This is a genomic window from Psychrilyobacter sp. (assembly GCF_049671765.1).
GTDB lineage: Bacteria > Fusobacteriota > Fusobacteriia > Fusobacteriales > Fusobacteriaceae > Psychrilyobacter.
In genome coordinates, this window is the sequence record NZ_JBATVM010000127.1 from 1 (window position 1) to 23937 (window position 23937).

6 protein-coding genes are annotated in these 23937 nt (G+C 31.8%); 5 read left to right on the forward strand and 1 reads right to left on the reverse strand.

Annotation, left to right across the window (positions count from 1 at the left end):
• Positions 1-144 precede the first annotated feature (144 nt).
• From WBG30_RS06365 to WBG30_RS06385, 5 genes are all read left to right on the forward strand, one after another.
• Positions 145-13677 (forward strand): hemagglutinin repeat-containing protein, encoded by a 13533-nt coding sequence (locus WBG30_RS06365; protein WP_424503810.1) that lies wholly within the window; start codon positions 145-147, stop codon positions 13675-13677.
• A gap of 276 nt (positions 13678-13953) precedes the next feature.
• A complete protein-coding gene (locus tag WBG30_RS06370; RefSeq protein WP_424503811.1) occupies positions 13954-14250 on the forward strand; it encodes a hypothetical protein in 297 nt (98 codons plus the stop codon).
• A gap of 9 nt (positions 14251-14259) precedes the next feature.
• A complete protein-coding gene (locus tag WBG30_RS06375; RefSeq protein WP_424503812.1) occupies positions 14260-14571 on the forward strand; it encodes a hypothetical protein in 312 nt (103 codons plus the stop codon).
• Between the two features lie 140 nt (positions 14572-14711).
• On the forward strand, positions 14712-20126 hold the full coding sequence (locus tag WBG30_RS06380) for a DUF7507 domain-containing protein (RefSeq protein ID WP_424503813.1): 5415 nt from the start codon (positions 14712-14714) through the stop codon (positions 20124-20126).
• Positions 20119-23610 carry a hypothetical protein gene (locus WBG30_RS06385; protein WP_424503814.1) on the forward strand — a complete coding sequence of 1164 codons (3492 nt, stop codon included), beginning with the start codon at positions 20119-20121 and terminating at the stop codon, positions 23608-23610. The genes WBG30_RS06380 and WBG30_RS06385 overlap by 8 nt, the downstream gene beginning before the upstream one ends.
• A gap of 166 nt (positions 23611-23776) precedes the next feature.
• Here WBG30_RS06385 and WBG30_RS06390 read toward each other — a convergent pair.
• On the reverse strand, positions 23777-23937 hold a 161-nt coding region (locus WBG30_RS06390; protein ID WP_424503815.1), incomplete at its 5' end, for an IS3 family transposase.

Sequence of the window (23937 nt, forward strand, 5' to 3'; positions counted from 1 at the left end):
GTAGCTGCAAAAGATGTTATTTTTGAAGGTGAAAAAGGGTATGCTGTTGGTAAAAACCAAGTATCTATTACAGGTGAAAATGTAAGGCTTAAAAATGAAAGCGTTGTTACAGCAGCAGATCATAACAAAATAAAAAATGAAAACATGGTTATAAATGCACGTGAAACTATAGAATTAGAAGGGGAAACGAAGCTTATAGCAGGGAAAAAATTAGACTTAACGGGAAAATTGCTTAAAAATGCTGGAATAATAAATGGAGAAAATGTCAATGTCAATACCGACGAAATTTCTAACACAAAAAAGATTACAGGTGAAAAAATACTGGATATAGATTCTGATAAGATATTTAATTCTGGGAAACTAACAGGGAAAGAACAACTAAACATTTCAGGGGACAATCAAATTATTAGTAGTGGTGATATGCTCTCCAATAAAGACGTTAATATAACAAAATTTTCTAAGATAATTAACACCGGAAATATAGTGAGTAATGATCAACTATCCATAAGTGAAGTAGGAACTTTGACCAATGAGAAAGTAATTCAGGCGGAAAAAGTTTTAAATATTTGGGGTGATGTTGTAAATAATAGCGGAAAGATTTATTCTAGTGGAAGTGGAAATCTTAAGTCTGATTTTTTAACTAATGAGGGTTTATTTTACGCAGACGGTGAATTAACGATAACTGCTGATAAAGTAACTAATGCAGAAGGTGGACAAATAGTATCCCATGCTAAAAGTGTTCTTATTGATGGGAAAAATATAAATAATAGTGGACAGATAGAATCGAAAGAAGGTACTAAAATTATCAATGGGACAAGGTTTCAAAATAACTCAACTGGGAAGATAAATTCTAGAAATGGAAATGTTATTGTGGAATCAGGAGTAATATCGTCAGAGGGTTCAATAACAGGAGTTGGAGTAAAGTTAACTGGAAAAACAGTAAACAATAGCGGGCAAGTTATTTCAGGAGAAGATTCGACAACTATAAAATCTACAGTTTTGACTAACAGTGGGCTTATACTCTCTAAAAAAAATATAAGCATAACTTCAAATGAAATAATCAATAGGTCAAATATTCTGGCAGGAAATTATTTTAATGATGCTGGAGAACTACATGAGAGTGAAGGAACTCTTGTTTTTACAGGAACAAAAATAGAAAATGAAGGGAAATTAAAGGCGACTACAGGAATACAACTGACTTCTAAAAATTTAAAGAATAGTGGAACTATTCAAAATGTAAGAAATATTTTATCAATAGATGTAGAGGATGAATTATTGAATAGTAGTTCTATTTATTCAGGTGGAACACTAAATATTAATTCAAAAAATAGTGTTATAAATACCGGTGATATATATTCTAAAAATAAGTTAGATATAAAAGCATTCAACCTCAACAATCAGAAAAAAATTCAAGGTGAAACAGTTAATCTTACTGGTAATATTTTGGAAAATAGAAATACGGGTACAATTTATGCGTCTACAGATACTACTATTAATATTGCAAATATTAACAATGAGGGAAATATCTTCGCAAAAGAAAACCTCGGTATTAAAAGTAATAATTTAAGTAATAAAGCAGAAGCACAAATAGCATCTAATAATTTAGACGTAAATACTCGTGAAAAAGTTTATAATGAGGGAAAAATTCTTGCACAAAATAATCTAAACATGACTACAGTTTTTTTAGAGACACAATCTAACTCAGTAGTAAAAGGAAGTACAACGGTAAATATAACTGCTGATAAAATAATAAATCGTGGGAATATTCTTACGGAAGGAACAGGAAATATTAATACTAGGATTCTAGAAAATACTGCAACAGCAACCTTAGCATCAACAAAAAAAGTAGGCAGTGATGGGACTAACGTTTTGAATATAAATGCGGATGAGTCAGTCTCTAGTACAGGAACTATTAGTAATGAAGGATCAATTTATAGTGCTGGCGAGCTTCATATTAAAGGTGATTCACTAAAAAATACGGGGAATATAAGCTCTATAGGAGATACAACAGCAATTTTGACAATATTGAAAAATGAAGGAATAGGAGAATTTATATCTGCTGCAAATTTAATTTTAAATATAGAGAATGGAGTAGTGAACTCCGGAAAGATGCTAGCAAACAAAGATATACTTCTGACAATAGCAAACATTGGTCTGGTTAATGACGGTGGAATAATTAACGCGTCTAGAAAAATGTCATTGATTACAAAACACGTAAACAACAATAGTGGTCAGATTTTATCTGGTCAGGAAACTAGAATTCATGCAATAACCCTTGAAAATAATGAGGGAAAACTTATAACTAATGGAAGTTTAATTATTGATCTGACTAAATTAGGGACTCATAAAGAGGATTACACTCTCACGGGAACAGTTTATGGAGATAAATTGATCGAGATAACAAACTTCAACAATATTATCAATGACCAGATTGGACTTATGTCAAATGGTCATATAAAAATTACTTCGACAGAAAAAAATATAAATAACAGTAAAAAAATTGTTGCAGGAAAAAATTTAACTTTAATGGCCGAGAAAGGTTATGTAACTAATGAAGGAACTAGTACTGAAGAAGCTCTTCTTAGTTCAGGAGAAAACCTTACTTTGGTTGCTAAAAACTATGTAAATAATCACGATTCAAAACTTTATGGTGGGACAGGAGAGACATCTATAACCCTTCAAGAAGATTTTGAAAATAAAGGGAAGATGCTGGCGTTAGGAAATATAAAACTTGAGGTTGCTGATGGAAAAAAAGTAACAAATAGGAGACAAATACAGGCTAACGGATCATTAAATATAACCGCAGATAAAATTTTACTTAAGGAATCAACTTCTCTCTATGCTACCAATAACATAGAACTTGTGGCAAGGGTAAACAGTATAATCAATGAAGCGGGAGCACAGATATTGGCTTTAACAGGAGACATTAATTTAAAAGCTACTAGTGGGAATATTTATAATAAAGCAAATATTTCAAGGGGAGCAAAAATAAAAGCTGGAAGAAATGTAGTTGTAGAAGCTATTAATTTTTATAATGAAGCTATTAAATATAAGAGTCAACAACAGTATGTATCTCCTTATAATCTTTTAGATATGAGTGATGCAGAGATATGGAAACTATTTTTGACTACTAGTGCTGAAAATAAAGATTTTAAATACGGGGTTCATTATACCGGAAGAATGAGTGACTCATATTTTAGTCAAACCGTTGGGATGAGTTTAAGTTATGGTAGGTTTTTTGATTATTCATATAGTGGTAGCGGATCTCTTAATAGTTATATAACTTCTGACAATATTACTAAAGACTACTGGCTTACTCGTACTTCTAGTGGATGGGAAGATTTTATTGGACACTCAAAATTTAGAGCGAATTGGGTGACTAATAGAGCAATTACTTTCAAAGCACCATCAAATACTATAAGAGTGAGACAGGCTAGCCTTGAATCAGGTGGCGACATTAATCTTAAGCTTACGAACAATTTAGAAAATGGAGGAGTAATAAGGGCAGATAATGATATAACTATCAATGCTAATGAAGTGCATAACTCTACTCTAGAGGAGCAAATAAAGGTGTTAGAGAAGATGAATCTTCATTTTAAGGTAAACTATTATACGAGTGATAGGAGTCTTACAGGGTTTGCTAGTCCAACAATAAAAAAGATATTTAAACTAAAAAATTATGTGGCTCAAGATAAAGCTATTATCAGCGCAGGGAGAAAAGCAAATATTGTTGCAAAGAAAATTCTTAATAAAACTACCCTTGGAAACACTGTGGCATATACTGATTCTATAGAGGAAGATGCAAAAAAAGTAGGGACAACAGTTTCAGAGCAAAGTTTTGAAAGTAAAGAAAAAATAGTTGAACATCATCAAGAAGGGACAGGTGGTGTCTTAGAGCATACTGATAGTACAGTAGCAAAGAAACCAGAAGATGCAGTAGCTCCTACTCCTGATACTACTCCAGATACTACTGAAAGAATAAAAGGTGTAGACTTAATAATAGATCCAAAAGAAAATATAGATATTCCAGATGGAGACAGCGGAATATTTATCAGAAAAAATGTAGTATTAGAAGGTGCATCTAATCCTCTGATAGAAACTAATGTAGATTTTATAAACCAGGATAATTATTATGGAAGTGGCTATGTCTTTGAAAAATTGTCTAAAAATCCTCAAGATTATAATAGAAGATTAGGAGACAATTATTACGAAACAACTCTTGTAAATAAAATGTACTTAAAAGCAACAGGAGGAAGAAAACTAGAGGGACAAAATTTTAATGAAATATCTCTTATGAAATATCTCTTAGATAATTCTGTTTTAGCCTCCCAAAAATTAGGTCTTACTGTTGGAAAAGAATTAACAAGTGAGCAAATGGCAAAATTAGATAAGGATATTGTGTGGTACGTCGTAGAAGAAGTGGATGGAGTTAAAGTATTAGTACCAAAAATCTATGTAACTTCTAATAGTGTCCGAAAAGGAGAAATGGCTATAGACAGTAACGATACTGGCTCTGTAATAAGCGGAGAATATGTGACTGTCGATACAGATAAATTTGAAAATATTGGTTCGACGATTCACGGAAACAAGCTAGTAAATATTCAGGCAACCAGTATACTTAATAAATATGGTGAAGGATCTAAAGGAACAATTAAAGGCGGAGATATTTCTTTACACGCTATAAATGATATAAAAAATATAGGAGCTTCTATAGCAGGAAGTGGGAATGTATTCCTGAAGACGGAAAAAGGAGATATCATAAATGAGACAACTGTAGAACGTGAAAAATTCTTTGATGGATTCGCCGATAAGATAAAAAATACAGGGGCTATAAGTGGAAAAAATGTTGTCTTAAACTCAGGTCGAGATATTACAAATACTGGTGGAGTAGTTGTAGCTACTGAAAAAATATCAGCGACAGCAAAGGGGAGTATATTACTTGATGCACTTAAATTAAAGAGTAAAACAGAAAGGCATACCCGTTATGAAGTTTATAAAGAAGATCAAGAAATCAACCTTGGTAGTTCATTCAAAGCTGGAACAGGAGTGTATGTTGCAGCAGATAAAGATGTAAATATCAGAGCGAGTAGTATTTCTAGTAGACAAGGTGATGTGGTTATAACTGGTGACAGTGTAACAGTTGAAGCATTAAAAAATAAGAAGAATACATATTACAATAGAAATAAAACTACTTCTTGGTTTGATACTGATGAAGAAACTGTTGTAGATAATTCAGAAACTCTTGCAAATGCTAGTATAGATGCTGGAGCTGGAAACGTGAAGATAGTTTCTAATAAGGATGTAAACCTAATAGGAAGTACGATAAAAGGAGCCGGGGACGAAAACCTTATTATGTCAAAAGAAGGAGACGTAAATATAAAGACTATTGCTCTAGAAAGACACTATAAGAGAGATCTTGTTAAAAGGGCTATTTTAAGCGATGCAGGATCACAGGTCAGTAAAACTATCACGGGGAATAGAAGGAATGTCTTAAATCAGAGTAGTAATGACAGTGATGGAGCAAGTAATGCAAAATCGGGAAGATTTTCATCTGCGGGTATAAATACTAGTGCCGAAGGACTTCATGGGAAAGGATATACGACAGGAACGAATTTGAGCGAATATGGAGCAACAGGTGGAGCAACAGTAGCATTATTTAATTCAACAGAGGTTACTGAAACATTAGATGCAAAGGTTCATGGAAAAACGAGTATTGAAGGTGGAAGTGTAACCATAGCAGCAAAAAATGATGTTAATCTGGAATCTGTGAATATAGACATGAAAAACACAGTAAAAATAGTAGCACAAGAAGGGGATGTTAATTCTACTTATGTACAGGATGAAATAAAAACATCAGCAGACCAAAAAAGTTTTAGTCTTGGTGCAGGGGCAAGTTATAACGTTCAGATATTACAGGTGATAGAGTCTGTAAAAAAACAAGTAGATTATTCGAAAGATTCAGAATATTCCACATCAAGTCCCGAGGAAATTGCAATGAGGGCAGCAGAGTTTGGAGGACAGCTAAGTAAACTTACAGGAGCACCTCTTGTTGATGGTGCTGTGGAAATCGGTTTATCAATAAGTGAATCCCATAACGAAACTCAGAGTTTAGATGCTGTAGATTCAACTATAAAAGCTAAAGATATAATAATATCAGCAAAAAATGGAAAAGTAGACTTGAAAGGGATGCAGATGGAAGGAACCGAAAGTGTAGCCATCGATGCAGATTCATTTAACTTGGAAGCTTCGAAGAGTGAATATCATGCAAAAGAAAATGGATATCATACTCGAGTAACTTTAAAGGGTACAGCTTCTGTAAACCTAAAAAGTGGTGGAGACCTAGGAGCCGAAGTAGGAGTTGAAGCATCTACTGTAAATTCTCATACTGATTCAGTAACCCATAAAAATGCTGTAATTAAAGGAAAGAGCGTAAGTTTACATGTAACCAATGATGCTAATTTAAAGGGTGCAAATATCAAAGGAGACACTGTTTCAATGGATGTCGGTGGGGATTTGAATATAGAGAGTCTACAGGACACTCTAGATCATGAACTTCATTCATCTGATGTAAATGCATCGGTAGGCGCAAGTGTAGATGCAACCGGAAAAGTTAGTGGGAGCGGTTCTTTGGGAGCTACCTATGGAAATATCCATGAAAATAAAAAATGGGTAAAAACTCAAAGTGGGATTTCTGGAGGTAATGTTAAAATTCGTGTAGATGGAAACACTGATCTAAAAGGAGCTACTATAGCATCTGATACGGGAAATCTTGATTTTACAACAGGAAGTCTTACTTCTCAAGATCTGAAAGATTCTCATGTAAGAGATGGCGGCTATGCTGGGTTTGGTGGAAGCTTTTCTAAAGATGGAGTAGATAGTGTAGATGTAAAAGGTGGAAGGATAGAAGGCTTCCATAAAGCACAAACTGTTAAATCTACTATAGGTGCTGGAAATGTAGTTGTTGGAGGAAAGAGACTTGAAGATACAGGGCTTGGAATCAATCGTGATACAGATAAATCTATAGTAACAACACAGGATGAAAAACATTTTAAATTTGACTTAGACTATACTATTTCACCAGGAGACTTTAAAAGACAAAAGAAAAATAAGGATTCAGATGTTAGAAAAAGAAACCTTAATGATGATAGTGATAACCCAATGAGAAAAGTAGATGTTGATGGTACAGATGTTGTCGTTAGAAGAAGGCCTACGACAAGCGGGGGGAGTAGAAGACCAAAAAGAGTTACAAGTAATCCTACTACAGTTGTAGAAAATAGAGTTAATACGAAGGTTGATATCTCTAACCCTTCAATAGACACAGGAAAGAGAAATAAAATAAATACAATTGTTCCTACAATTAATTCAGGAAGGGTGACTAAGGTAGAAATAACGAAACCCACATTAGACAGTGGTCGGGTTAATAAAATTGTAGTAAAACAGCCTACTATAGATTCAGGATTAGTAAAGAAAATAGATATAGGCATTCCAACGGTTATAGTTGGAGATAAAATTGTGGACAAGATAAATAAACCAGTTACTTTCGATGGAGAAAAAACTAAGACCAAGATAGATAATCTAAAAAAAGAAATAGATGAAACTATAAAACTTAGAAAGGAAAAATTGGGAATAGGGACTCCAGAATATGGTACTAAATTACTTAAGAGTCCTACGAAAGAAGAGGCAGGAAAGCCGGCTGAGATAAAAGATTATACTCCTAGGCCAGAACCAATTTATGAGTATTCTGCTAAAAAAGGATCAGAAGTAAGTTTAGGTAAAGAAATGGAAACAATTCTTAGGAATGGACAAGGCAAGCCAGATGGTCCTTATGTTGCAACAAATAAATTATTAGCGGCAAAAATAAAAGGGCAGGAAGATTTCTTTAGAAATAAAGGTTATAAAGATTCTATAGGCGATAATTATGGTGAAATTCAAAAGAATCAATTACATAAGATAGTTAGGGGCGATGGTCCGAACAATATGAAAGCTTTGGATGAAGGCGCTCTTATGAAATTTATCAATGATTTAGACATGTATGATCAAGGATTAAGAGCAGCAAAAATTGCTCATGATAAGGGTGACACTAAGGCGGCTACTGCAATACTTAAAGATATTAAAGATTTTTCGAATATAAAAGTTAGTTCAAAAGAATTCAATAAATACAGCAAAGAGGTTAAACAGAAAGAGAAAATCAAAGAATCTGAAACAGCAGTAAAAAATAAAGATAAGAAAATAACTCCTACTGAAAAAGATTTGAAAGAAGCAGAAAAAAATGGTGGATATTTCATAAGGAAAGAAAATGGTAAATTAGTTAAATACAATGTTGAAAACATTTTAAAGGATACAAAGTTTACAGATGATGTTTCAGGAAGTGTAGTAACTAAAGATGACTTTAAAACGGCTGAATACAACAAAGAGTTAGGAGGAAAAGTTCTCAAGATTTCAGAAGACAGCGACAATACGAAATTCTGGGTGATGAAAAATGGTGAGGATAAGCCTGTTATAAAAGAAGTTCCAAAATATAAATTTGAAAAGGATACTGAAAAGTTTAGAGATCCGATAACTGATAAGACATTTACAAAAGCCCAGTTAAAGGAACGTAAAAGAGTAGCATTAGATGATACAAATACCAGATTTATGAAGATGGATGAAGATGGAAAAGTTACAATAGAAAAAGAAGTTAAATATCAGAAACCAGGTAGTGAAAAACTTCTAGACCCTAAAACTGGAGATGTCTTGAAAGATGCGTCAGGAAAAGAGATTACCGTAACTGATCTAGAATCTGTTTCAAAGACTGTACAGGATTTTGGAGGTCAAAGAATAAACGGCGCAGTTGTAGACCTTATGGATGGTAGAAAGGTAGTGTTCAAAGAAAAAAATACAAAAACAAGACCAGAGTCAGGAGAGATAATAGGAATAGGAGGAAAGAATTTTTACAGGACATCTGGAGCAGTTGATGTTGCTGATAGTACTGGAAAATTTGATAATGGAAGAGATTTTTATCTTGCCCCTACGGATGGTTTGGCAGATAAATATAAAAGTGCAGAGATTTTTACAGAAGAAAGAAGTAAAAAGACTTCATTTGTAGATGAGAAAACAGGTCTTAGAGTTACAAAAAAAGACTTTGAGGGAGCAGATTTTAGTAAGAAGTTTGGGGGGAGAGTCCTAGAAACTAATGACCCAAATAGGAAATTGGTATTGAAAGACGGGGAAAGTGAACCTATAGCAGTAGAACTGCCAAAAACAAAATTAGTTCCAGGAACAGAATTTTATGTCGATTCAGATACCGGTGCCAAAGTTAAACCTGAAGATATAAAAAATGCACCTATAAATAAACTTCTTGGTCAAGAAGCTGTAAAGATATCCGATGGAAGATATTTTACTCTTAATGATAAGGGAGAAGTTTCAGTTACTCAAATAGATAAAATTACAGTACTCCCAGGAAAAGTAGTTGATCCAAAAACAAATTCAGAAATATCTGATAGTCAATTTAAGGATAGAAAAGAATTTAATGCTGATCTAGATCAAGAATCGGTAAAAATATCTGATGGAAGATATTTCGTTCAGGATACTGATGGGAAGTTTGGAATAAGAGAAATCAAAGAAGTACAGGAAAGATCAGAAGCATCTATCGATCCTGAAACTGGCAAGCAAATAACAAAAGAAGGATTTGAAAAAAATAAAAAATATAATGAAAAGTTAAGCCAAGATGCTATAGATTTAGGAGGTGGAAGATACTTTGTAAAAGACGGGGATAGAATCCAAATTAAAGAAATCAAAGAAGTTCAAGAAAGACCAGAAACAGCAATAGATCCTCTAACAAGAAAAGAAATGACTACAGAAAATTTTGAAAAAAATAAAAAATACAATGAAAAGTTAGGACAAGATGCTGCAGATTTAGGAGATGGAAGATACTTAGTAAAAGACGGGGATGAATTCCAAATAAAAGAAATGAAAGAAGTTCAAGAAAAACCGGAAACGCTAATAGACCCTCTAACAAGAAAAGAGATGACTACAGAAAATTTTGAAAAAAATAAAAAATACAATGAAGAGTTAGGTCAAGAAGCTGTGGATTTAGGAGGTGGAAGATACTTTGTAAAAGACGGGGATAGAATCCAAATTAAAGAAATCAAAGAAGTTCAAGAAAGACCAGAAACAGCAATAGATCCTCTAACAAGAAAAGAGATGACTACAGAAAATTTTGAAAAAAATAAAAGATACAGTAAAGAGTTAGATCAAAATGCTGTAAGTTTAGGAGATGGAAGATACTTTATTAAAGATGAATCCGGAAATCTACAAATTGCTACTACCAAGAAAAGTACTGAATCAGTGTCTCATATAATGGATCCAAAAACAAAACAAAAAGTGAAAAAGGAAGATATTGAAAGATCTGATATCAACAGTGAACTTGGTGAAAAAGGAATTAAAATAGACGAAGGAAGATATTTTACTCTGGATAAAGATGGAAACATAATAATTACAGAGATTGTAAAACATGATCCAAATGTCTACCTGGATGAAACAACTAATAGAGAAGTTAAGGCAGATGACATTAAAAATGGTGAATATAATGATGTTCTGGGTCAAAAATCAATAAAAATTGATGATAGTAATTATTTTGTATTGAATGATAAGGGTGAAGTAGAAGTTGCTCAAATCACTACTGAGGCTAGAAAAGATTACGATATAATCGGTGAAGGATTTGAAAAGAGAATAACTCAGGAAGAGTATAGGAGTTTAAAAGAAAATCCAGAACTTAATGGAAAAGTTGTTGATTTAGGAGACGGTAAACTTCTAGTGATGAAAGCAGATGGCGAAGGGTATATAACGAATAGTAAAAGATTAGAAAAGAAAGTAGCCACTGAAACAATAAACTCATTGATTAGAGATGCTATTTCTAAAAATGATCCTATAAGATTGAAAGAAATTTTAAATCAAGGAAAAGATAATACTAGAATATCTCCAGAGATGAAGGCTGACTTAAATGGACTTTATATCGCAGGAAATAATAAAAAAGTTACTGATAAACAACTTATTGAAACAGTAAAAGCATATATGGAAAAACCAGCATCTGGAAACTATATGGATGATAATACAGGAAGAATTTTTGATCTTAATAAAGATAGTTTTAAAGGCGTAAAAGAAAATTCTAAAGACAAGACCAAGGAATTGAAACTTAATTCTAAGGAAAAACTAATTGTTGACACTGAGACTGGGGATGTTAAGTTAAGAACAACCAAGACAAAATCTACTCTTTGGGAAGGGCGGAAAGATTGGCTAGTATATAAGGGATTTAAAAAAGTATTTGGAAAAAAGAAAGATAAAGATAAAACTATCGATAGTGATATCGACGAAACCAGAGTCAAAGAAACTATTGATTCTAGAGATACTGTATCAGCTTCCTCAAAAGATATTACGATAAAATTAGACAAAAATGAAGTAATTCCGAACACCAAAAGATTATTGTCTAAGAAGTCAGAAGTAACAGTGGCAGAAGATAAAATAGAGAGTGGAATAAATTTAAAACGTGTAAGTGAAGGTGGACAAGCGGATTCAAGTGGACGTTCGGATTTTAGAAGAAAAAATTCAAAGGGAGAAGATTCTGATTTAGGAACTTTGTTAGCGAAATATAAAAGATCTAAGGATGGAATAACCGGAGAAGAGGGACATCTGTACAAATTGAACTCTGAAAAGGAAGGTAAAGTGTTAGCTAAAGCCGAAAAATCTTATGAGGATGCAAAAAATAAATACGAAAGTAATCCAACAGGTAAGAACCATGAGAATCTTTTGAAGAAAGAACAAAAATTTAAAAATCTTTTGAAGAAAAACGAGCCTAAAATGGATTTAATTACTTCACAGGAAAAGTTAAACTTTGAAAGTGCCTTAGATAGAACGACAAAGAAGAATGACAAGTACAGAGGAAAAGTTGAGGTTGTTAAAAAAGAAGAAATAGGAATTTTAAAACCTGTAACGAAAGCAGATAAAGAAAAAATTAATAAAGATATATTGAAAGCCGAATACACAAAAGGACTTCTAAAAGGTGACTTTTATCAAGGTAAGCCTGATATCGTAGATGTAAATATGAGACCTGAAAATATAGTTAAAGTAAAAGATAATACTGTAAATATATTGATTCATGGAACTTATAGTGCAATAGCGTCTGAAAATGAATGGGCTAGTTCTAAAAGTGCTCAAGCTAAGGCTGTAGAAGAGCAATATGGTGGAAAATCTGTAGCATTTAAATGGAGCGGAAAGAATACAGCTGATACAAGAAAGGAAGCAGGAAAAGAACTAGCACAGATCATAGAGGGATATAATAGAAAGGGAATAAAAGTAAATATAATTGCTCATAGTCATGGTGGGAATGTTGTAAACGAAGCGTTGAAGCTTACAGATGGTAACGTTGAAAATTTAGTAACATTAGGAACACCAGTTCGAAATGATCACAAAGTCGACAGTAAAACTATTGAAAAGAAAACTGGACATTTTCTTAATGTGATGTCAAATGAAGACAAGGTGACAAAAATGGGTGGATTTGATACTAAAACAGACATTACTAAATATTTGGGTGGGGATAATACATTTAGAAGAGCTCATAGAAAAGATATGAATGCAGATAAGATTTTGAAAATAGATGGTGCGAGTCATTCAGATCTGCATGGTTTAGCTGTTATTAAACAATTAAAACCTCTATCTAAAAATACAAAAACACCTATGAGAGGAGCCCAAGGAGAAACAATAGTACTAAAAGAAGCTTTTAAAAGTGAGTATGGGAAAGATCTTAAGGATTTAAAAACGAATGAAAAAATGGTACTTCTCAAGTATTTGTCTAAAAAATCAAAGAAACAGAAATTAGATTATACGGAACAGTTAATTGCAAGTGGCCTTCAGAGCGAACTTGAAACAAGTAAAGCGTATAAGACAATTGAAGATAAAATAGACAAGGAATTTTCCAAAAGAGTTCTAGCCGATGAAGAATTATCTGAAACTTTGGCAGGAAATAAAAATAAAAAACCTGATGGAACAGATGGTGGAATTAAAAAATCTGATGTAAAGAAGATAATCAAATACAGAATGGAAGCCTTTGAAAAAGTAACTGGGATAAAGCCTAAAAAAGAAGTAGAAGTTGTTAAGTTATTTGATCCAAAAGGAAAAGTAAATGGCTTTTATATGAGTACTGAGGCTGGTGAAAAAATTAAAAAGGGACTTAAAAATAAAAAATTAAGTGATGCTGAAATACAAAAAATTTTAGAATCAAAAAATATGTTAAGTGATGGAGAGACCGAAATAACAACAGATAAAATAGCAGTTCAAAATAAACAAAAACAGGAAGAGGAGTTAAATAGAACTTTGGAAAGACTTAGAACGTTAAGTCATGAGCTTACCCATAAGGAACAGCAAGAAATAATCAGAGATAAGAAACTTGCTGAAAAACTTGGAGTAGGGGAAGACAGAAAGTTATTTAAGTATGCTGTAGAATTAAATAACAATGGTGACTCTACCAATTACAGAAATAATATTCAGGAAAGAGATGCATTTACACGTGAAAAAAATATGCTAAAGAGAGTGGTAAATGATCTAGAGAAGAAAGGACATAAGATAGTAATAGAAAGTAAGGATAAAGTTAAAATATCTAAACCAACATTGATAGAAAGCAGCAATAAAGATTTTAAAAATTAGATGGAGGTTTTAAAGTTCTAGATATAATGACTGAAAGCGGTATAGTAAAAGACTTAAAAATGAAAGAAAACGTAGTTGAAAAAACTATTAAAAACAATGGAATAGGAAAAAAGCTATAAGTGGATTAAAACATATTTTTTCAAAAGACAAGAAAAAATATGTTAAATAGCTAGAATTCAATATTTTAAAGGAAGATAAAATCAGAGAAAGGAGATGTTCTAATATGAACAGCTTCTTTCTCAAGTTTTATCTTGAAATTAAAAGGGAGATGTAATTATGAAGAAAATCATATTAATAATTATTATGCTGAATTTATTTACAGTATGTTTGTCTAAAGGCATTAAAGAAGACGAAAAAATAAGCATGATAGTCAAGTCGTTGGAACAAAAGGTGGAATTAATGGAAAAAAAAGTAACAGCAACAAAAATAATATTAGAAGAAAGACAATATAAAAATAAAATTGTCGCAGAAGATATGGCTTTGTTAGAAGAAAATGACATAAGTCTTAAAAAAAAGTTAGATGCTTTTCAAATAGAATTAGAAACATTAGAAGAAAGTATAAAGAAAAAATAGGAGGAGACTATGAAGAAAACAATAATTTTTTTTATGGCTATTTCTCTTTTTACACTTACTAATGCTGAAAATATAGAGCAGAAAGGGAAAATGTTTAAAAAAATTTCGGATCTGGAAACCAGAATATTGAGATTGGAAAGAGAACTAAAAGATATAGATTTTAAATTGGTTGAAACCAAAGAGTATAATTTTGGTATTAGAGATGGAATAGAAATATTGAAGATTAATGATGAAGTGATTCAGAGTGAAAATTTAAAATTAAAGAGAAATATTAATGATATAAAAAACTATTATTCTATAAAAGCTTATATGAAGAAATAAGTTCAAAAAGGAAAATTTATAGGGAATAAAGGATAGTGTTTAATATAAACTGGGGTTTCTAAAATTCCAGTTTTATTATAGTAAAAGATTTAAAACGCCACTTTCAGAAGTAATAAATAATATGGTTAAGGGAGAAAAATATGAGGAAGAGACTAATTTTGTGTTTTCTTATAGTGATATCACTGGGAATATTTGCAGTAAATATCACTGGAAAGTACAGTAATTTTTTGTATGATGGAACAGGGAAAAAAAGTGGAGATGAGATTTTACTGACTAATGACGGAGTAGGAGATGCAGGAGCGGCCTGGTCGAAGCACCAATTTGATCTCAGTCAAGATTTTTCAATAAATTTTGAAATATATTTGGGGACTAAAGATGCAGGAGCAGACGGAGTGGCTTTTTTCTTTAAATCGATGAAGGATAAAGATCATATGTTAGCAGGTGGTGGTGGAAATCTCGGTTATGGAGGGAGCGCCACTGTTAGAGGAGTCTATGAAAAGGTCTTTAAAGATACTTTTGGAATGAAATTTGATACTTATCAACCTGCCGGGGATCAGCTGGCTTTTATTAAGGGAGGAGATGTTACGGGGTTTCAGCAAAAATCAATTTATAATATAGAGGATGGTAAGTGGCATAAAGTTTCTATCCATTGGAATGCGACTAATGCTAAGTTTAGTTATACTTTTGATGGTAAGATAAAAGATACTTATTCAGGGGATATTACTGCATTTTTAGGAGCTAAAACCGGTTATTTTGGTTTTACCGGGGCAAGTGCAGGTTTAACTAATATTCAAAAGGTAAAAAATATAGAGGTAACGGGGATTATTCCTGATTCAGAATATAAGCTGCAGGTCAAACAAAGTATAACCAATGGTGCTACATATTCGGTAGGTAAATCTATTGAGTATAGAGCTATCATAAGAAATTTAGGAACAGCGACAATTAATAATTTAAACTTAAGCAGTAGTGCTGGGATCCAATATTCTAACTGGATTAGAACTCTTGCTCCGGGGGGGAGTATAACTGTTAACGGAAAGAAGAGAGCTACCAAGGAGGATGTAATTAGAGGCTCAATAATAGATACCCTTATAGCAAAAGGAACTCTTCCAACAGGGGAACTGCTAAAGTATACGGATGTGACAAGAGCTGACGCTAATTTAGTAGAATTTTTGGTATCTAATTCTGTTACAAATGTAAAAAAGGGAGCAAATGGTGAACTAAAATTGGAGTATACATTTATACTTACAAATATTGGGTATGGGACACTGACAAATCCAGAGGTAAAAGCTTCTAGATTTCCCGGTGGAATAAGTTTTAATGAAAAAACTATTTCTCCAGGAGAAATAGTGTCCGTAAAAGTAGAGTATACGGTGACTCAGACAGATTTGAATGCTGGGAAAATAATTAATACCGCAACTTTTAGTATTAGAGGTCCCCACAATAAGACTGTAGAAAAAGTTGATACTAGCACCTATGATCTCCCTATGGTGGAAGATTTTATAGGGAGTAAAACCGTTTTGAGAGGTTTAAACTTTACAAATATAGGAGAAACAATTGAATATGAATTTTTGATTAAAAATATAGGATCCAGACCTCTTTCAAATTTAACTGTTGTGGATCTAGGAATTTCTGGTTCTATAAATTTGAATAGAAGTATAATTCAACCAGGAGAAACATCTAAAGGAACAGGAAAACATAAAGTGACTCAATTAGATTTAGATGCTGGATTTGTTGAGAGTACTGCAAATTTTACTGGGACAGCACCAGGAGGGAATCTTGTAAAGAAGAAGGAAAAAATAAGAGTGGATGGAACTCTAATAGATAACTTTGAAGGAACAAAACAAGTACTGAGTGGTGAGAATTTTACGGCTGTAGGAAATGAAATTAAGTATAGTTTTAAAATTAAAAATACAGGGAACAGAACTTTAAAGAATTTTATAGTAATAGACCCAGGGGTTTCAGGTGTGATAAGCCTTGGTAGTACCACTCTTGCTCCAGGTGGGGAAACTAGTGGAACTGGAATTCATACTGTAACTCAGGCAGATATTGATGCGGGTGAAGTCATAAGCACTGCGACGTTTACAGGGATTTCGTTAGCTAGAAAGTCTATTCAAAAGCAAGATAGTATAAGAGTGAAGGCTACTGCAATAAATAATTTTGAGGCGAAAAAATTAATAGTGAGTGGGGCTGGTTTTACTTCGGTAGGAGACGAAATTAAGTATAGTTTTGAAATAAATAATACTGGAAATACAACGTTAAGTAATCTTGTGGTAACAGATCCTAAAATATTAGGCGGGATAACTTTACTTCCAACTACAATTTCACCAGGAGCTAAAGCTGTAGGAACTGGGATTTATAGGGTAACTCAGGCAGATATAACCACAGGAGAAGTTACCAACACAGCTATATTTCATGCGACTACAGCTCAAGGGACCGTTGTGAGAAAACAGGCTAGTGTAAGTTCTAGTGGAGTTGACTTTGGAGTGCTAAGTACAAATATAACTTCAGATCCTAAAATTGCATCTTATGGTGAAAATGTAACTTACACTGTACAGGTTCGTAACAAGGGTACTTTAGATATAAAAAATTTGACAGTTTATGACAATATATCAGGTATTGAAAATAAAAAACATGAAAAAATATTTACTAATATAACGACTATTTCTGTTCAGGACAGAAATATGGTAGATGTAGCTTATAGAGATGGAATAACAGATAATAGCTCAAATTTAATAATAACAAATTTAGCAGCAGGAGAAACTGTGACAATTATGTTAGGTGCTGAAATTAAGAATGCATCCCATATAACTCTTACAGGAGGAGAACAGGTAAAAAATCAAGTTTTAGTTACAGGAAAAGACTCGGTTGATGATGGTCCTTTATATATTACTGTTCCATTTGCCACTTTAGATGCAGATCAGGTTAGTATTACAGAAGATGGCGATAAGATAATAGAGCCCAATGAAAATGGAATCTATACAATTACTATTGAAAATACAAGTGATTTAAGAGCTGAAAAAATATCTATTATAGACAAAATATCTGAGATAGTTAATTTAAAAGGAAATCATGTATTTAATAGAGTTTTAACTTCAGATATAAAAGTTATAGATGGAGTTGGAGCAGATGTACCGTTTACATATAATTCTTCCAATGAGGAGATCATAGTATCAGAAATTAAGGCCAAGAACAAGGTCAACGTGGTTATTAATGCTGTTTCTAAAAATATAAAATTTGCAGAAGGAGAAGTAATAACTAACAAAGCCATAGTCAATGGGAGTGTAACCCTTTCAACTTTAAATGCAGCTAAAGGAATACTAACAGATCTAAGTTTGAAAAAAAATGTTGTTACTACAGGGGGCGATAATATAGCAGAGTTAGATGATTCTATTACCTATACTATAGAGGTTAGAAATAAAAATCCTTATATTGCTATTAAAGATTTGGTAATGGAAGATTCTCTGAAGACTGTTGTTAATAAAAAAGGAAAATTGGCTTTAAGAAATATAAATATATCTAAAATATATAATAAAGACTCTTTGGTGGAGAGAAATGATCTTAAACCAAATAATTATACAGGCTCATTATCTATTCCTGTTATTTTACCAAATGAAACATTGGTGATAGAAATTCATGCAAATCTAAATAGAAATACTATTTTTGCTAAAAATGAAATCATAGATAGTGTAGCTAAAATAAGTCTTTTAAGAAATAAAAATTCTGGAGTTTCGACAGGTAATGCCTTAGGTCTCCAAGATGGAGCACCTATTGTAGTAGTAGTTCCTGAATTATATATAGAAAAAACTGCACAGAAGTCTAAAATTAGTATGGGTGAAGAAGTAATCTATACGATTAAAGTTTCTAATACCAGTGATACTGCAGCAAAGGAGATAAAAATTGAAGATGAGGTATCACAAATAGAAGGAAATACAATTAAAGGAATAAAAGAATCTGTATTTACAAATTGGAAATGGGTAACTGAGTCAACAAACTTTAAAAATAAACTTCCAGGAGAAAGTAAAGATTTAAAAATAGAAAATGTTACATTAGCTTCTAAGGAAAGTGTAACATTTATACTGACAGCTAAAACTAATCCTAATATTATAGATGCATTTTTTGAAAATACAGCATCGGTAACAGAGGGACTTACAGGGAAAGTAAAAAAATCAACTTTTAAAATTAATTCTGCTAATGCAGAAATAATAGTAACTAAATCTGCTAACAAAAGAGAGGCTAGAAGGGGAGAATTTATAACTTATACTGTAAGAGTAGAAAATCCAAATGACGTACCGGTTAAAAATATAAAGATTTTTGATACACCGCCTACGGGATTTGAATATATGAAAAGAAGTTCTAGATTTTTTAGAACTAATGAAAAAAGTCAGGAAATAAAAGCTGCTTCCGACAAACCATTAATATATGATGAGTTGAATGGTATAGGGATAGACATTGCTGCTAAGGAAGTTTTGGAAATAACCTACATGTTTAAAGTTGGAGTAGGTGTTAAAAATGGTGAAGCAGAAAATAAAGTTGTAGTAAAGTCATCACTTAATGAAGTGATTTCTAATACTGGGAAGGTAAAGGTAAAAATCGTAGATGATCCTCTTTTTGATGCTACTACAATTATAGGAAAAGTTTTTAATGATAGAGATATGGATGGTTTTCAAGATACAGCAAAAGCTGAAAAAGTATTAATTTCTTTGGAAGGATATGAATTCGCTGCGACTAGAATAATAGATGGAATATCTACAACTGACAAAGAAAAAGACAGCATTATCATAGAATCTTTAGGTGAGGGAGACGAGGTTATTTTGATCTTTAAACCAACGGGAGGTCTTTGGGAAACCAACGTTATTACAAAATCAGGAACAAACATTACCATGACTGATTCAAATAAAATTTTTATAGATCATTCGAAGAAAAAGAAAAAAGGGATGACAGGGGAAAATATTTCTTTAACTCAAAAAGTTTTGAAAGTTAAAGGGGAAGATTATGTGGCTGTGACTATAGTTAATAATGGAAGGGAAGAAAAAGGCGTTCCTGGAGCAAGACTTATGACTATAGATGGTTTAATCATAGAAACCGATAGATATGGGCGTTTTCATGTACCACCAGTAAAAAAAGATCGTGGAAATAGTTATCTAATAAAATTAGACACAAATAGTCTTCCGATGGGTTCTACAGTTACTACAGAAAACCCTAAGGTAAAAAGACTTACACGGTCTATGACTAAGTTTAATTATGGTGTTAGTTTTACAGAACAAAGAAGTAGGTTAAAAGAAAAAGAGATGGTTGTAAACATAGGCGAAGTATTCTTTATTAAAAATAAAGCTAAATTTAGTCCAGGACAAGAAATAAATTTAGAAATTTTGGCTAAAAAATTAAAGAAGCATAAAAAAAGTTCAATTATAATTCAAAGTAATACTAACAGTGGTGGATTAAAAAGTTTAGGACTGGTAAGAAGTAATCTTATTAAGAAAAAACTTACAGAGCTTTTAGGAAAAACGGCATCAGATATAGAGATAACAATAGAAAGAGGTGATAAGAATGACTAAAACTAAAAAAATCTATCTGCTGGCAGTACTGATCATTCTTCAAAAACCTATTTTTGCTGAGAAAAACAATGATACTTTGAAGCAATCTATACCTTCTAAAAAAGAAATAGAAAAAAATGTTTTATCTGAGGGATTAGAAGGGGTAAAGATTAAATATAAAGAATCAATTTATTTAAAGAATAATAAAGGATATATTTATTCAAGTATAGATCCTTTTAATGTAAAACCCAAATTAAATATAGTTACAGATAAAGAAATTTTAGTTGAGGGAGATGGAAAACTAAATTTTTATGTCTATACAAACTATTCTAATTATATAGATTCATATGAAATTTTAGTATATGATGGAAAAGATACGGCCCTAAGGACTCCCATTAAAGTTTTAAAAACAAAGGGAATTTCATTTGCTGAACCATTAGAAATGGACTTGAGAAAAGAACTATCTTCTGGAGATTCTCTTATCTATATTTTGAAAGTTTATAGTTCCGATCAAACTTTTGATCAGACAAAACCTAAAATTTTGAAAGTTGGTAAAAAAGAAGAATTAGAAAAAATAAATGATACTTCTATTTCATATATTCCTGGAGGTGAAATCTATGGAATAGATAATTTGAAAAAACAGAATATAGCTGTAAATGGTGTATCAGTAAAAATCTATGGAAATGATTTACCGCAGGAAGGTAAAATTTTCATAGAAGGGAAAGAAATTTTTAAAGATGCAAGGGGAAAATTTGTAACAGAAGAGATGTATTCCGCAGGAGATCATACTATCAAGGTAGACATAACAGATGAAAAAGGCGAGACTTATTCTGAAAATCTTATATTGAAGGTAGAAGACGAATATAAGTTTTTAACAGGGCTAATTGATATGAATATGGGACAAAATTCTGTTAGCGGTAGTAAAAAACTTTTATCAGAGGATTATCATTATAACAATGATCTATTTACAGATGGTAGAATAGCTCTTTATTATAAAAAAAAGACAAAGGATTTAAATATAACCGCTCATTTAGATACGGGAGATGAAAAGATAGAAGAAGTTTTTAAAGATATACATAAAAGAGAATATAAAAATGTATTTAAAAATATCGATGATGAAGGAATCTATGATACATATGGTGATGATTCGCATGTTTATTCAGACATTGAAACTCAGGGTAAAGTATATGTAAAGCTTCAAAAGAATAAAAGTAAGGCTATATGGGGAAATTATAATACCAATTTTACAGGTGGAGAATTTTCTAGATATAATAGAAGTCTTTATGGTGCTTATGGAGAGTACTCGAGTTTAGGGACTACCAATCATGGAGAATCTATGTATCAATTGAGAGGTTTTATGTCGGAGCCAAATACAATGTTTACGCACAATGAGTTCCTTGGAACAGGAGGAAGTTTATATTACCTGGATAAGAAAGATATTGTTTCTGGGTCTCCTAAAGTTTGGGTAGACATTAAAGATAGTAAAACAAATAGAAAAATAGATAGGATAACTTTAAATGAAGGAAGCGACTATGAAATAAATGAATTTTTAGGGCGACTTATTCTAGAAAAACCATTATCACAATTGGCTTCAAAATCAGAGGATCAAATAATAAAAGACACTCCTAGTGATGGATATAACTATTATTTAAATGTGGATTATGAATATCATAATAATGAAGATAATTTTGGTGAACTATCTTATGGACTGAACCAAAAATCTTGGCTGAATGATTATATAGCTGTATCGGGAACCTATGTAAATGAAAAAAGAGACGATGTAGATTATAACATGGGAGGAGCAGAGGTTCTTCTTCGGCTAAACTCAAATAGTTATTTAAGATTTGAAGCAGCAAAATCTTCAGGAGAGCAAAGTCTTTCTAATACCTCTTCAACTGATGGTGGGTTAACTTTTGATGAAGATACTTTAATAAACGCAGCAAATGATACGTCAGGAACTGCTTATGCAATAGAAGGTATGGTTAATTTAAAAGATATAAAGGATTCTTTTGATATCAAAGATAAGGTTGAACTATGGATTAGAAATAAAAATAAAGGATTTTCTAAAGCCTCTGAAGATAGTTCTGAAGAATATGAAAATTATGGGTTAAAAGGAACTAAAGTCCTGACAAATAAAGTAACTGCTATATCTTCAGCAGAATTTTATGAGAGTAAGAAAAAGGATGATAAAAAGAAATCAATAGAAGGAATGTTTGCCTTAAAAAATAAGATAAGTGATAAATGGAGTATTACAGCGGAGAGTAAATATGAGGAAAATGAGATAAAAAAACCTTCAAAGGATGACAATGTTGGGAAAGGAATACTTCTTGGACTACGTACTGATTATGAGGTAAATAAATATTTAAGTTTAAATACTTCTTTTCAGACCGATGTTATTAAGAGCAGTAATTATAAATCTAATACTTTGTATTCTTTGGGAGCAGACTTTTCACTCGCTAAAAAATTGGATCTTTCAATGGAAGGAAGTACAGGAGACAGAGGAGATTTTTTAAATACAAAATTTAATTATTCTAGAACTAAAGACCATGATATTTATTTAGGATATCTTTTTTCTCAGAAAACCACTGAAAAAAAAGATAGTATTGTCTTTGGAGAAGCTTTTAAATTCAACGATAAGTCAAAGTTTTATCATGAAAATCAATTTGTAGAATCCAATAACGGAAGTGGGGTAACTCAGGTTTATGGAGTGGATTATAAACTGACTAGGCAGCTATCCATAGGTGGTTCGTATGAAAATGGTAATATAAAAAAATCAGGAAATACAACTAAAAGAAATTCAGCAAGTCTATATTCTATTTTTGATGGAAAAGATTTTTATCTAAGAAATAAAATAGAATTTAGAAATGATAGAGGAGATTCTGAAAAAGTTGATCAGTGGGGTCTTGTAAATAAGTTAAAATATATTTCCAATGATGAGTTGACTTATACAGGAAAATTAAACTATTACAATACAAATTCTAATGTTAAAAAGAAAGCTCAATTTTATGAAATGGGGATAGGATTTGCTTATAGACCTATATACATGGATAGACTTAATGTATTATCTAATTTAACCTATCTTTATGATCTTGGGACAGAAATGCAATCTAAAAAAGGGGGGGAAGTAAAAGCAGGAGTATTTGCATTAGAAGGAATATATGAATTCAATCAAAAATTAGATGTAAGTATGAAGTATGCACTTCGTAGTGAAGAACAGAGAGTTGAAAGGTCAAAGGGAGATTTTGTTAAATCTACAATAGATCTTATAGCTTTGAAAGCGAGCTATGATATTATTTATGATTTGGAAGGATTTATGGAATATCATATTCTTTCAGATAGGGAGTCACATAATATAGAAGATGGAGTGATTGTTGGAGTTTATAAGGATTTAAATAAAAATATTAAATTAGGTGTAGGTTATAATTTTACCAGTTATGATGATAATTTGGAAAATTTAAGCTATGACTCCAATGGATGGTTTGTAAACTTTGTAGGTAAATTTTAATTTTATAACTGATGTTTCACGGTCTTTTAAATCAACAAAAATAATAGATCTTTAAAGTAATTAGGGAAACACCCAAAAAAATATAAAATTATCAATTTGTAAAAAAAAGGCCTTATTTTAAACTGTACCCTTTGTCAAGGACATATAAAAAAGAGTGAGGCAATATTTAAGCATTCAAAAGGTGATTCCTGTATTCTACGGGAGTCATCTTTTTTAAATTCCATTGATACCTATGGTTATTGTAATAATTTATAAATTTTTTCATTTCTTTTTTGACTGCATTCAGATCTTTACATTTCTTTAATTCTAAGTGATCTTTCATATGAC